This is a genomic window from Bradyrhizobium erythrophlei (genome assembly GCF_900142985.1).
Taxonomy (GTDB): Bacteria; Pseudomonadota; Alphaproteobacteria; order Rhizobiales; family Xanthobacteraceae; genus Bradyrhizobium; species Bradyrhizobium erythrophlei_B.
Genome location: NZ_LT670849.1, coordinates 505,551 through 518,137, shown reverse-complemented (window position 1 = coordinate 518,137; position 12,587 = coordinate 505,551). Strand labels below are relative to the sequence as shown.

General features: G+C 61.9%; 13 protein-coding genes. 11 read left to right on the top strand and 2 right to left on the bottom strand.

Annotation, left to right across the window (positions count from 1 at the left end):
- The first annotated feature begins 44 nt into the window (after positions 1-44).
- Together BUA38_RS02290 and BUA38_RS02285 are read left to right on the top strand one after the other, a co-directional pair.
- Positions 45-1,250, top strand: coding sequence for a cytochrome P450 (locus BUA38_RS02290; protein ID WP_072816524.1), 1,206 nt, complete (start codon positions 45-47; stop codon positions 1,248-1,250).
- A 1-nt stretch (position 1,251) separates the two neighbouring features.
- Positions 1,252-2,472 (top strand): NAD(P)/FAD-dependent oxidoreductase, encoded by a 1,221-nt coding sequence (locus BUA38_RS02285; protein ID WP_072816523.1) that lies wholly within the window; start codon positions 1,252-1,254, stop codon positions 2,470-2,472.
- Between the two features lie 6 nt (positions 2,473-2,478).
- Here BUA38_RS02285 and BUA38_RS02280 read toward each other — a convergent pair whose 3' ends face one another.
- Positions 2,479-3,372 carry a sugar kinase gene (locus BUA38_RS02280; protein WP_072816522.1) on the bottom strand — a complete coding sequence of 298 codons (894 nt, stop codon included), beginning with the start codon at positions 3,370-3,372 and terminating at the stop codon, positions 2,479-2,481.
- Between the two features lie 70 nt (positions 3,373-3,442).
- Positions 3,443-3,778, bottom strand: coding sequence for a hypothetical protein (locus BUA38_RS02275; RefSeq protein WP_072816521.1), 336 nt, complete (start codon positions 3,776-3,778; stop codon positions 3,443-3,445).
- A 260-nt stretch (positions 3,779-4,038) separates the two neighbouring features.
- On the opposite strand from BUA38_RS02275, the gene BUA38_RS02270 reads away from it, so the two are divergent.
- The 9 genes from BUA38_RS02270 (at position 4,039) to BUA38_RS02230 (ending at position 12,582) form a co-directional block, all read left to right on the top strand.
- On the top strand, positions 4,039-4,698 hold the full coding sequence (locus BUA38_RS02270; RefSeq protein ID WP_072825753.1) for a TetR/AcrR family transcriptional regulator: 660 nt from the start codon (positions 4,039-4,041) through the stop codon (positions 4,696-4,698).
- Positions 4,699-4,845: 147 nt separating this feature from the next.
- Positions 4,846-5,655, top strand: coding sequence for an ABC transporter permease (locus tag BUA38_RS02265; RefSeq protein WP_072816520.1), 810 nt, complete (start codon positions 4,846-4,848; stop codon positions 5,653-5,655).
- Between the two features lie 54 nt (positions 5,656-5,709).
- Complete coding sequence (locus BUA38_RS02260) at positions 5,710-6,693, top strand: ABC transporter substrate-binding protein (protein ID WP_156898907.1); 984 nt, start codon at positions 5,710-5,712, stop codon at positions 6,691-6,693.
- Between the two features lie 3 nt (positions 6,694-6,696).
- The gene (locus BUA38_RS02255; RefSeq protein ID WP_072816518.1) at positions 6,697-7,545 is read left to right on the top strand and encodes an ABC transporter ATP-binding protein; all 849 of its coding nucleotides are present in this window, start codon (positions 6,697-6,699) and stop codon (positions 7,543-7,545) included.
- Positions 7,546-7,555: 10 nt separating this feature from the next.
- Positions 7,556-8,959 carry a hypothetical protein gene (locus BUA38_RS02250; protein WP_072816517.1) on the top strand — a complete coding sequence of 468 codons (1,404 nt, stop codon included), beginning with the start codon at positions 7,556-7,558 and terminating at the stop codon, positions 8,957-8,959.
- Positions 8,956-10,107 carry a Gfo/Idh/MocA family protein gene (locus BUA38_RS02245; RefSeq protein WP_072816516.1) on the top strand — a complete coding sequence of 384 codons (1,152 nt, stop codon included), beginning with the start codon at positions 8,956-8,958 and terminating at the stop codon, positions 10,105-10,107. Before BUA38_RS02250 ends, BUA38_RS02245 begins: the two co-directional genes overlap by 4 nt.
- A gap of 12 nt (positions 10,108-10,119) precedes the next feature.
- Positions 10,120-11,313: a dihydrodipicolinate synthase family protein gene (locus BUA38_RS02240; RefSeq protein WP_072816515.1), complete on the top strand. Its 1,194-nt coding sequence runs from the start codon at positions 10,120-10,122 to the stop codon at positions 11,311-11,313.
- Positions 11,313-12,176 (top strand): sugar phosphate isomerase/epimerase family protein, encoded by an 864-nt coding sequence (locus BUA38_RS02235; RefSeq protein ID WP_072816514.1) that lies wholly within the window; start codon positions 11,313-11,315, stop codon positions 12,174-12,176. The genes BUA38_RS02240 and BUA38_RS02235 overlap by 1 nt, the downstream gene beginning before the upstream one ends.
- A gap of 88 nt (positions 12,177-12,264) precedes the next feature.
- On the top strand, positions 12,265-12,582 hold the full coding sequence (locus BUA38_RS02230) for an antibiotic biosynthesis monooxygenase family protein (RefSeq protein WP_072816513.1): 318 nt from the start codon (positions 12,265-12,267) through the stop codon (positions 12,580-12,582).
- Positions 12,583-12,587 lie beyond the last annotated feature (5 nt).

The window sequence follows — 12,587 nt, the reverse complement described above, 5'->3', positions numbered from 1 at the left end:
AAGCTTGCAAGATATCGGGGAGCGGTTATCGGGGAGCAGGCGTCGTGGGTGTTCAGGCAACGTTGAGCCGGCCGATCTCGACCGTCGATCCATTTTCGCATGGCTTTCTTGGCGACCCCTATCCACATCATGAGGCCCTGCGTGAAGCCGGACCTGTGGTGTGGCTCGAGAAATACGGCGTCTGGGCGATGGCCCGGCATGACCAGGTTCGCGAAGCGTTGACCGACTGGGAAACGTATTGTTCGTCGGCGGGCGTGGGCCTGAGCGATTTCCGTAAAGAGCCGCCGTGGTGGCCGCCAAGCATCATCCTCGAAGCCGACCCGCCATTGCATACGCGCACCCGCGCCGTGCTGACCCGCCTGCTGTGGCCGAACGCGATCAAGGCGTTGCGTGAGACGTTCGAACGCGAGGCGGATCGGCTGATCGAAAAGCTGGTCGCGCGGCGCGAATTCGACGGCATCGCAGATCTGGCCGAAGCCTATCCGCTGAAAGTCTTTCCGGATGCCGTCGGCATTCCCGAGGAGGGCCGCGAGAACCTGTTGCGTTATGGCAGCATGGTGTTCAACTCGTTTGGTCCGCACAACGACCTGTTGCGAGAGGCCATGACCCATGCCGGCCCGGTCCGCGACTGGATCATGTCGAAATGCAACCGGGCTGCGCTGGCCCCGCGCGGGCTGGGCATGCAGATTTTCGACGCCGTCGATGGCGGGGAGTTGTCGGAAGATGAAGCGGGGATGCTGGTGCGCTCTTTTCTGTCGGCCGGTATCGACACGACCGTCTACGGGCTTGGCAACGCTCTTTACTGTTTGGCCCGCTATCCCGACCAATGGCAAACGCTGCGTCGGGAGCCGAACCTGATCCGCAACGCCTTTGAGGAGGTTTTGCGCTTCGAGGCGCCGGTTCAGACCTTCTTCCGCACCACCACCAGGGCGATCGAAGTCGGCGGTGTGCAGCTTGGCGAAGGCGAGAAGGTGCTGCTGTTTCTGGCGGCCGCCAACCGCGATCCGCGCCGGTGGGAAAGGTCGGATGTGTTCGACATCAGCCGCCGTGCGGCCGGACATATGACCTTTGGCACCGGCGTTCACGGCTGTGTCGGGCAGTCGGTCGCCCGGCTGGAGACCGAAGCGATCTTGGCTGCGCTTGCAAAACGTGTTGAATCGTTCGAATTGATTGCGGAACCCAGGCGGCGGTTGAACAACACGCTGCGCGGTTTCGACACCCTTCCGCTTCGCATCACGGCTCTATCATAGCATGACCCAAAAGACTGTTTTGATCGTCGGCGCCGGCCATGCCGGTTATCAGGTGGCGGCCTCTTTGCGCCAGCATGGCTTTGCCGAACGGATCTGCCTGATCAACGATGAGGCGCATTTGCCGTATCAGCGGCCGCCGCTGTCCAAGGCCTATCTGAAAGGTGAGGGGAAGCCGGACAGCCTGATGTTCCGCCCCGACAAATTCTACCGCGACCAGAACATCGAGTTGATCGCGGACCGTGCCGCCTTTATCGACCGCGCCGCGCAAAGGCTGGTGCTCACCTCGGGCGCCTTTCTCGATTACGGCCACCTCGTGCTTGCGACCGGCGCGCGCAACCGTCTGCTCGATCTGCCGAACGCCAATCTTCCGGACGTGAAGTATTTGCGCATCCTCGACGAGAGCGAGGCGCTCAGGCTGCGAATCGGCGCGGCGAAACATGTCGCGGTGATCGGCGCCGGCTTCATCGGTCTGGAATTTGCCGCAACCGCGCGCATCAAGGGTCTTGAGGTCGACGTGATCGAACTCGGGCCACGGGTGATGGCGCGCGCGGTGACGGCCGAAATTTCGGATTACTTTCAGGCGCGGCACACCGCGGCAGGCATCCGTATTCACCTCGGCGTGCAGGCGACCAGCATCGAGAACACGAACGAAAAGGTTTCCGGCGTCAGCCTCAGCAACGGCCATCACGTCCCAGTCGATCTGGTCGTGGTCGGTGTCGGCGTGTTGCCGAATGTCGAACTTGCGGCGGAGGCGGGATTGCCGGTGGCTTCAGGCATCATCGTCGATGAATATCTTCTCACCTCCGATCCCAATATCTCGGCCATTGGTGATTGCGCGCTGTTCGCAAGTCCGCGCTTTGGTGGTTCGCTCCGGCTGGAGTCGGTGCAGAACGCCACCGACCAGGCGCGCTGCGTCGCGGCGCGGCTGACGGGCGATGCCAAGGTCTATGACGGCCTGCCGTGGTTCTGGAGCGATCAGGGCGACGACAAGCTTCAGATCGCGGGGCTGACGACCGGATACGACCAGGTCGTGGTGCGCGGCGACCGCGAAGCGCGCTCGTTCTCGGCCTTCTGTTATAGGGCCGGCCAGCTTGTCGGCATCGAGTCCGTCAACCGCGCGGCGGATCACGTGTTCGGCCGCAAGATTCTCGGGCTGAACCGTTCGATCGAGCCGGAAAAGGCGGCCGATGCGAGCTTCGATCTGAAGTCCGTGCTGGCGTAACCCGCCTTAGGCTATGATCGCGAACTCCCTGTTCACGGCGTCGATGTCGGCCGCGCTCGGCAATCCCGCTTCGTTGCCGAGACGCTGGATCTTGTGGGTCGAAGCCGCGCGCGCGAATTCGAAATGGTCGTTCCACTTCTTGTCGGGATGAGCGAGGTAGGAATACACGTAGGCGCCGTGAAACACGTCGCCGGCGCCGTTGGTGTCGATCACGCGCTGGCGCGGAATCGGCAGTGCCGGCATGATGCGAACGGCGCCGCTTTCGTCGTACCAGAACAGCCCGCGCTCACCCATGGTAACCCCGCCGATGCGGCAGCCGCGGCTTTTGAGATAATCGAGCATCTCTCGCGGCTCGAGCTTCATCTGCTCACATAGCCGTTCGGCGACGATCGCGATATCGATGAATTCAAGCAGCTCATGGGTGTTGGACCGCAGGCCACCGCCGTCGAGCGAGGTCAGGACGCCGGCTTCGCGGCACTGCTTGGCGTAGTGGATCGCCGCATCCGGCTGGTGGCCGTCGATGTGGAGCGCGCGGCAGCCGTTCAGGTTCAGATGCGGGAAGGGATGGATGTGCTCGTCGTCGCGGCATCGCACGATGGCGCGCTTGCCATCTTTCGGCATGATGAAGGACAGCGAAGAGGAGTTGACCTTGCGCGGGTGGATCGAAATCCCGTACTTCGCGCACATATCCTGGAACATCCGCCCGAGCCAGTCATTGGCGACCGTGGCGATCAGGTCCGGTACGATCCCGAGCTTGGCGCAGCAAAACGCCGCTGTGACCGCGTTGCCTCCGAACGAGACCGCATAGGCCGAGGCGACATGCTTCTCGTCGCCGGTTGGCATGTGGTCGGTGATGAAGGTCACGTCGATATAGGTTTGTCCGATGAAGAGAGCCTGCATGCATTGCCCATCATAGGTTCAAGGGTGACCCGGCCAGATCGGTGCCAAGATTAGCACCGGTTCCACGGGATTATCCGCTGAAAATATTCGCAAAAACACCCCGAAAGCGGGCAGCCGCCGGCCCGAGCACGCTTCGCGCGCCGGGTCTAACGGACGTCGATGTGTTGGGTTCCGGCGCGAAAACAAGTGGCACGGCGCCCTGAACCGCGTCCACGCCGACCGCCTCCGTCAGATGCTTCGCACCGTCGCGCGCCGGCAATCGGGCAAGGCCGAGGGTGATCTTCCGAACCACGCCGGGGCCTTGAGAGATCAACGTGGTGAGATGCTGAACCGGCGAAGCACCGAAACGGATCTTGGCGTAGGCGTCGTCTTCGGCCGTGGAAACGCCGCCGGCGCCGATCAACACATGGCGCTTGCGATCCAGGCAGCGAACCGAAAGACAAGCGGACGAACCAAGGTCGAATAGAGGCCCATGATGCGATCATAAACGCCTTAGCGGGGGCGACGCCACCACCGCGCCCGCGGGAAACAGCGCGCGATGGTTCATTTTGGCGCGCTCACATGCTACAGGCGAAAGCGGTGAGAACGTCGAGACGCCCCTAACAGGCGGGATTTTGATTGACCAAGACGCGGCGAAACCAGAAGTGGCAGCGCGATCCGGAGGGGATGCGGCTTCGCATTCTCGAGGCGGCGAAGGAGGAGTTCGCGTCCCATGGGCTCGCCGGCGCGCGGGTCGACCGGATCGCGGCCAAGGCCGGCGCCAACAAGCGAATGCTCTACTACCACGTCGGCAAGAAGGAAGAGCTTTACCTCACCGTGCTCGAAGGCGCCTATGAGAAGATCAGGGTGGAAGAGCGCGGACTAGATCTCGAACATCTCGATCCGCCCGAGGCGATCGAGCGCCTCATTCACTTCACCTGGAATTATTTCCTGCGCAATCCAGAATTCCTGGCGCTGCTCAACACCGAGAACGTTGCGAAGGCACGCCACCTGAAGCGCTCGACCAAGGTGAAGTCGATGCACTCGCCGTTTGTCGAAATGATCCGTACCGTGGTGCAGCGCGGCGTTGTCAGCGGCGATTTCGTCGTCGCGGTCGATCCGGTGCAGCTTTATATCTCGATCGCCGCGCTGTGCTTCTTCTATCTCTCCAACAGCGCCACCTTGAGCGTGATTTTCGGCCGCGACCTCCTCAACGAGGAGGCGAGGGACGAGCGGCTCGATCACATGGTTGCGCTGGTGCTCGCGGCGCTGACCGGAAAATCCTTTGCGCTTTTCGGCCGGAAGAAGCCGGCCAAGATGCCCGCGCCCGCCAAACAGCCTGCCTGATCCGGGATTTAGCTTCGTATTCGAACCCGACAGGGGCGAAAAAGTAGGGCGGAAAATACCGGCGGAAGCGGCTGGACAGTATTTATCCAACGGGTTAATTTCGACGAAAATCAAGGCCGAAAAATCAAGGCCACAAGGGAGCGAAACTTGGCTGAACTGAAAGCGCCATCCACCCTGTCGAAAGCGCTGAACGCGGCGTGGGTGCGGCCGTTTCTGTTCCTGATTTTCATCGTGGTCGTCTGGGATCTGTCGATCCGCCTGTTCAAGATTCCGGCCTATCAAATTCCGGCGCCTGCGGACGTCGTCGCCGTGCTGTGGCAGGACTGGCCGGAACTGGCGCGACAGTCGTGGCCGACCACCTATGCGACGATCTGCGGCTTCCTGCTGTCGGCGCTGTTCGGCATCCCCTGCGCCATGCTGATTGCGGGATCGAAGACGGTGGAAAGCTACGTCTATCCGCTCCTGGTGTTCTCGCAATCGGTGCCGAAGATTGCGATCGCGCCGCTGTTCGTTGTGTGGTTCGGCTTCGGCATTTTCCCGAAGATCATTTCAGCCTTCCTGCTCGGATTCTTTCCGGTCGTGGTTTCGGCGGTTCAGGGGTTCAAGTCCGTCGACCCCGACATGGTCGACCTTGCGCGCGCCATGCAGGGCAGCCGCTTTCATGTCTTCCGCGCGGTCAATTTGCCGCATGCGATGCCGGCGATCTTTTCCGGCTTGAAAGTTTCCGTCACGCTGGCGGTCGTCGGCGCCGTGGTCGGCGAATTCGTCGGTTCGAATTCCGGCATCGGTTATGTGATGCAGCGTTCGATCGGCACCTTCGACCTGCCGACGATGTTTGCGGCGCTGGTGATCCTGGCGCTGCTCGGGGTGATCCTGTTCTGGATTGTCGACCGTATCGAGAAGCTGGTGGTGCCTTGGCATGTCAGCCAGCGCGAAGAGATCATTTTGACGGCATAAGCGAAGCCGCAGGCCAAAAGGCGGCTCGAACAAAGGGCTTGGGAGGAGAACATGATGCGTGTGGTTGCAGCTCTTGCAACAGTGCTGATCGGAACGATGCTGGCGTTGCCGGCGAAAGCCGCGGACAAGGTCGTGTTGATGCTCAACTGGTATGTCTATGGCGAGCACGCGCCGTTTTATTACGGCAAGGCCAAGGGCATTTACGCCGCTGAAGGCATCGATCTCGAAATCCAGGAAGGCCGCGGCTCGGCCGCGACCACGCAAGCCGTGGCGGCGAAGACGGCCGACTTCGGCTATGTCGACGTGCCGACCATGATGCGCGCGGCGGTGAAGGGCGCGCCGATCGTCGCAACCGGCGTGCTGCTCCAGACCAGCCCGATGTCGGTGATGGGACTTGTCGACAAGAACATCAGGAAGCCCGACGACATCAGGGGCAAGACGGTGGCGATTACGCCGGCCGACTCCATGACGCAGATCTGGCCGCTGTTTCTGAAAAAGACCGGCCTGAAGGAAAGCGATTTCACCACCGTGGCCGGCGATGGCCAGACCAAGCTCAACGCGGTCATCAACGGCCAGGCTGATCTTTTGCTCGGCTACGTCATGGATCAGTCGATGAAGATCAAGGATGCCACCGGCAAGGACGTCTATCCGATCAAGTTCGCCGACTACGGCATCAACATGGTGTCGTCGGGCCTTGTGGCCAACACCGACTACGTCAAGGCCAATGCGGATGTCGTGAAGCGCTTCATGGATGCAACCACCAAGGCGGTGGAAGCCGCCGAAAAAGACCCGAAGGGCGCGGCGCAATCGATCCTCGATGCCAACCCGAAGGGCGGCAAGATCGATACGCTCACGCAGGGGTTCGAGCTGACGATCCCGCTCTATCGCACCGCTGAAACAAAATCGAAACGGCCGTTCCAGGTCACCGAGCAGAACATGACGGATTCCGTCAACCTGATGGTCGAGTATGGCGGGCTTGACGCCAAGGCCAAGGAAAACCCGAAGGCGTTTTACACCAACGACTATTTGCCAAAATAACGAATGAACGCAGCCAGCAAACCCTCAAGTCCGAATCCGTCCGCCGCGCACTTGCGCGTCGTGGCCGATCGTGGCGCACCGCACACGCCCGGCATTCGCCTGTCGGGCGTCTCGAAAACCTATCGCTCGCGCGACGGGGACATCCCGTCGTTGCGGCCGCTCGATTTCCAGATCAATGACGGTGAATTCTTTGTCGTGGTCGGGCCATCCGGCTGCGGCAAGTCCACGCTCCTGAAGATGATCTCTGGACTATTGCCGCCTTCGACCGGCGAGATCTTCGTCGAGGGCGAGAAGGTCGACAAGCCGCATGGCAATGTCGGCATCGTGTTCCAGAACGCGCTGCTCCTGCCCTGGCGCAACATCCTCAATAACGTGATGCTGCCGATCGACATGAAGCGTCTCGCACGCCAGGAATATTTGCCGCGGGCGAAGGCGCTGCTCAAGCTGGTTGGTCTCGAAGGTTTTGAGAAGAAGTTGCCGTGGCAGCTCTCGGGCGGCATGCAGCAGCGCGCCTCGATCTGCCGGGCGCTGGTGCACGATCCCAAGATCGTGCTGATGGACGAGCCGTTCGGCGCGCTCGATGCCATGACGCGCGAGCGCATGAATGTCGAATTGATGCGCATCCAGCGCGACACGGGCAAGACCGTGCTTCTGATCACCCACTCGATTCCGGAAGCGGTTTTTCTGGCCGACCGTGTGCTGGTCATGACCGAGCGGCCCGGCGCGATCGCGGCGATCTATGATGTGCCATTGCCGCGCCCGCGCTCGCTCGACGTCATGAGCGATCCGGTATTCGCGAAACTGGTCCAGCGCATCCGCAAGCACTTCTTCACGCAAAGCGCGCTGGATTGAAGGTGTAACCATGCCGCAACGCCTCGCCGTGCGGGATATCACGCTTTTCGAACGCCCCGTGCGCTTTGCCCGGCCGTTCCGCTTTGGCGCTGTGGTGGTCGAGGCGGCCTCGCAGGTCTTCGTGCGCGTCGAAATCGAGATCGAAGGCAAGGGTAGGGCGGTCGGCGCCAGCGCCGAGATGATGGTGCCGAAATGGTTCGACAAGCGCGTCCAGCTCTCGCCGGAACAAACCGTCGATGAATTACGGCGTTCGCTTGCGATCGCGAGCCAGCTCTATCTGACCAGTTCCGGATACGATACGGCCTTCGGCCATCACGCTTCGCGAATTGCAGTACAGATCGAGAAGTGCGCGAAGGAAGACATCCCGCCGCTTGCGGCGCTCTTTGGGCCTGCCGAAATCAACAAGGCCATTCTCGATGCGCTGTTGCGCGGTGCCGGAACGAACTTCTTTGACGGCATGGCCGCCAATATTACCGGCATCGACGCGCGGCTGTCGCCTGATCTTTCCAATGACGACATCATGCGGTTTCTCGCGCAAAGCCGCCGCCGCGAGCGCGTCGCCATCCGCCACACCGTCGGCCTCGATGACACGGTTGAAGGAGCCGGCGGTGTTGCCGACCGGGAAGAGAATTCCGGTGCGCGCTATTTCAAACTCAAGCTGGCCGGCGATCCGGAATCTGATGCTGCGCGGCTTGTTCGTATCGGCCGGGAGCTCGCGACGCTGCCTTATGCCTATAGCGTAACCCTCGACGCCAACGAGCAATATGCCGATCCCGGCGATTTACGAAGCCTGGTCGATCGGTTGAGCCGCGATGCAGCGCTCGCTCCGATCGCGAGCCGGCTGCTCTATATCGAGCAGCCGATGCCGCGCGACACCACGCAGGCCTCGCCGGTCTCCGGCCTTGGTGCTTGCGATTTTATCATCGACGAGGCCGATGATTCCTATAACGCCTTCGTCGCCGCGCGCGCGCTCGGCTACCGCGGCATTTCCTCGAAGGCGTGCAAGGGCATGTACAAGTCCGTGATCAACGCGACCCGTGCGGCCAAATGGAGCACGTCGAGCGAGAAATTTTTCGTGACGGGCGAAGACCTGACCTGTCAGGCCGGGCTCTCGGTGCAGCAGGATCTCGCGCTCGGTGCGTTGATCGGGATCACCCACACCGAGCGCAACGGACATCATTATGTGGACGGCTTCGGCGAAACGCCGGCTGACGAGGCGATTGCCTTCCTTACCGCCCATCCCGACCTCTATACGCGCGCCGGCAACAAGGCCCGGCTCGCGATCCATGACGGCGATCTGCTGACGGGATCGCTGACCGCGCCGGGCTTTGCGACCGGCGTGCATCCGCTGTGGCCGACGATGCAGGCCTTTCAACAACCAAAAGCAAGAATATTGCAGGAGCAATCGATATGACGACGCAACGCCTCGGCGTGATCATGAACGGTGTCACCGGCCGCATGGGGCTCAACCAGCATTTGATCCGTTCGATCATCGCGATCCGTGATCAGGGAGGCGTCAGGCTTTCCAGCGGCGATCGCGTGATGCCGGACCCGATCCTGGTCGGCCGCAACCCGGCAAAGATCGAGGCGCTCGCCAAGCGCTTCGGCGTCGAACGCTGGACCACCGACCTCGATGCGGCGCTGGCCGACAAGAAGGACACCGTGTTCTTCGACGCCGCGACCACGCAGGCGCGGCCGGGTTTGCTGACCCGGGCGTTCGACGCCGGCAAGCATGTCTATTGCGAGAAGCCGACTGCGACCAATCTCGAAGAAGCGGTCGCAATCGTGAAGCTCGGCAACAGCAAGGGTCTCAAGCACGGCGTGGTGCAGGACAAGCTGTTCCTGCCGGGCCTGAAGAAGCTGGCCTTCCTGCGCGAGTCCGGATTTTTCGGCCGCATGCTCTCGGTGCGTGGCGAATTCGGCTATTGGGTGTTCGAGGGCGACTGGCAGGAAGCGCAGCGGCCGTCGTGGAATTATCGTACCGAAGACGGCGGCGGCATCATCCTCGACATGGTCTGCCACTGGCGCTACGTGCTCGACAACCTCTTTGGTGAGGTCGAAAGCGTGGTCTGCATCGGCAATACCGACATCCCCGAGCGCTGGGACGAAGACAACAAGAAATACAAGGCCACGGCCGACGATTCGGCTTACGCGACCTTCCGCCTCAAGGGCGGCGTGATTGCGCATATCAACATGAGCTGGGCGACGCGCGTTTACCGCGATGACCTCGTCACCTTCCAGGTCGACGGCACCCACGGCTCGGCGGTCGCTGGCCTCACCGAGTGCATGATCCAGGCACGCCAGATGACGCCGCGGCCGGTGTGGAATCCGGACGAGAAGCGCCAGCATGATTTCTATAGTGATTGGCAGAAGCTGCCGGAGAACGTGACCTACGACAACGGCTTCAAGGAGCAGTGGGAAATGTTCATCCGCCATGTCTGCGAGGATGCGCCCTACAAGTACACGCTGCTGGAAGGCGCCAAGGGCGTGCAGCTTGCTGAGTGTGCGCTCCAGAGCTGGCGCGAGAAGCGCTGGATCGATGTCGCGCCGATCAAGGTTTAAGGGAGAAGGGTCATGAACAAACCCGTCATGCCTGTCTCGTCATTGTCGCTGAAACTGCCGACCGCTGGCGGCAAGGTCGAAACATATCGCCTCGCGGCCTCGCGCAATTTTCCGGCCAAGCTCGACGGCACGCTCAATCGCGTGGCGTTCTCGGCGGCCCACGTCGTCTCGAATCCTTTGGCCGATGTCGATCCCTGGCTGACGGCGGCGGTCGATTGGGACAAGACGATTGCGTTTCGCGAGCATGTCTGGGACCTCGGCCTGGGTGTTGCCGAAGCGATGGATACCGCGCAACGCGGCATGGGGCTCGACTGGCCGACCTCGCTCGAACTGGTCCAGCGCTCGGTGGCTGCTGCAAAGGCACGGGGTGGGGCGCTGGTATTCTCCGGCGCCGGCACCGACCATCTCGCGGTTGAAGACGCCAGAAATATCGACGATGTGATCCGCGCCTATGAGGAACAGATCGCGGCGATCGAAAAGGCCGGCGGACGGATCATTCTGATGGCCTCGCGCGCGCTCGCCAAAATCGCCCGTAGCCCGGACGACTATGCCAAGGTCTACGGCCGCGTGCTGTCGCAGGTGGCCGAGCCCGTGATCATCCACTGGCTGGGCGATATGTTCGACCCCGCGCTTGCCGGTTACTGGGGTACGGCGGACCTCAACATGGCGATGGATACCGCCGTTGCCATCATCAATGCGCACGCAGGGAAGGTCGATGGCGTCAAGATTTCGCTGCTCGACAAGCAACGCGAGATCGACATGCGCCGCCGCCTGGCCAAGAGCGTCAAGATGTATACTGGCGACGACTTCAACTACGCCGAACTGATCGCCGGTGACGAGCAGGGTTATTCGCACGCGCTGCTCGGCATTTTCGACGCAATCGCGCCGGCGGCGTCCTACGCGCTGTCGCGGCTGGCGGCTTCCGACACGCAAGGGTTCCACGACGTGCTTGGGCCGACGGTGCCGCTGTCACGCCACATCTTCAAGGCGCCGACGCGGTTCTACAAGACCGGCATCGTGTTCATGGCCTATCTGAACGGGCATCAGGATCATTTCACCATGGTTGGCGGGCAGGAAAGCACGCGCTCGACGCTGCATCTGGCCGAACTGTTTCGCTTGGCCGATCAAGCCGGACTGCTCGCCAATCCGGAACTGGCGACGCGGCGGATGAAGGCCGTTCTCGCATTGCGTGGTCTGGAAGCCTGATGCGCGACTTCTCGGCCGATCACCGCTGGCTGTCGCTCAACACCGCAACTGTCCGCAAGCAGGGCGATCTCTTGCAGATCATCGAGGCCTGCGCGCGGCACGGCATCCGCGCCATCGATCCCTGGCGCGACCAGGTCGCCGCCGTCGGTCTTGGGCGCGCGGTGCGGGCGGTGCGCGAAACGGGCCTCGAGCTCTCCGGCTATTGCCGTGGTGGCATGTTCACCTCGGATGCTTCGCGCCGCACTGAGGTGCGCGACGATAACAGGCGTTGCGTCGACGAAGCCAAGGCGCTCGGCGCGCCCTGCATCGTGCTCGTGGTCGGCGGCCTGCCGCAATATTCGCGGCCGGGAAGCGCGGCCTCAAAGGATATCGCGGCGGCGCGCTCGCAGGTCGAAGACGCCATCGCCGAGATGATGGAATATGCGCGCGGTGCCAAATTGCCGCTGGCGATCGAGCCGTTACATCCGGTCTATGCCGGCGACCGCGCCTGCGTGAATACGGCCAAACATGCGCTCGATATCTGCGACCGCCTCGATCCCGGTCGCACCGGCGCGCTTGGCGTAGCGCTCGACGTTTATCACATCTGGTGGGACCCGGAGGTCCTTGCCCAAATCGCGCGCGCGGGCAAGGATCGCCTGCTGGCGTTTCACGTCTGCGACTGGCTGGTGCCGACCAGGGACATTCTCAACGACCGCGGCATGATGGGCGATGGCGTGATCGACATCAAATCGTTCCGCTGGGCGGTCGAAGCCGAAGGATTTTCCGGTTACTCCGAGATCGAGATTTTCTCCGACACCTGGTGGACGAAGCCGATGGATGAGGTGGTGCGCACCTGCATCGAACGGCACCGGACCGTGGTGTAACAAACGCATCCGTCAAGGCGAATTAGCGAGAAGTTGCCGCCCGGCTCGATCGGGCGGTGCGTCATTCGTTTGGTGGAAGGCTTAAAAAATGATCAGTGATGTGATCGTGGTCGGCGACCTGAAGCTGCGGGATGATGCCGACATGGATTCATATGGCCAGCTCGGCGAACGCATGTATAGCATCGTCAGCAAGCTGCCGGGCTTTCTGTCGGTGAAGTCGTTCAGGGCCGAGGACGGCGAGGAAATCACCGTGTTCCGCTTCGCCTCGGAAGAGGCGCTGGAAGCCTGGCGAACCCACCCCGATCATGTCGAAACCATGAAGCGCGGACATGCTGAATTCTACGGGAGCGGCTTCTTGCAGATCTGTCGGGTGATCCGCGAAGTCGGCCCGTTCAAGCACAACTAAAATGG

What these genes read in the sequence shown, in the direction of transcription:
- BUA38_RS02240 (WP_072816515.1), top strand. Translation starts at nt 10,120, where the DNA reads ATGAACAAACCCGTCATGCCTGTCTCGTCATTGTCGCTGAAACTGCCG.
- BUA38_RS02270 (WP_072825753.1), top strand. Translation starts at nt 4,039, where the DNA reads ATGCGGCTTCGCATTCTCGAGGCGGCGAAGGAGGAGTTCGCGTCCCAT.
- BUA38_RS02235 (WP_072816514.1), top strand. Translation starts at nt 11,313, where the DNA reads ATGCGCGACTTCTCGGCCGATCACCGCTGGCTGTCGCTCAACACCGCA.
- BUA38_RS02285 (WP_072816523.1), top strand. Translation starts at nt 1,252, where the DNA reads ATGACCCAAAAGACTGTTTTGATCGTCGGCGCCGGCCATGCCGGTTAT.
- BUA38_RS02245 (WP_072816516.1), top strand. Translation starts at nt 8,956, where the DNA reads ATGACGACGCAACGCCTCGGCGTGATCATGAACGGTGTCACCGGCCGC.
- BUA38_RS02260 (WP_156898907.1), top strand. Translation starts at nt 5,710, where the DNA reads ATGCGTGTGGTTGCAGCTCTTGCAACAGTGCTGATCGGAACGATGCTG.
- BUA38_RS02250 (WP_072816517.1), top strand. Translation starts at nt 7,556, where the DNA reads ATGCCGCAACGCCTCGCCGTGCGGGATATCACGCTTTTCGAACGCCCC.
- BUA38_RS02280 (WP_072816522.1), bottom strand. Translation starts at nt 3,372, where the DNA reads ATGCAGGCTCTCTTCATCGGACAAACCTATATCGACGTGACCTTCATC.
- BUA38_RS02255 (WP_072816518.1), top strand. Translation starts at nt 6,697, where the DNA reads ATGAACGCAGCCAGCAAACCCTCAAGTCCGAATCCGTCCGCCGCGCAC.
- BUA38_RS02230 (WP_072816513.1), top strand. Translation starts at nt 12,265, where the DNA reads ATGATCAGTGATGTGATCGTGGTCGGCGACCTGAAGCTGCGGGATGAT.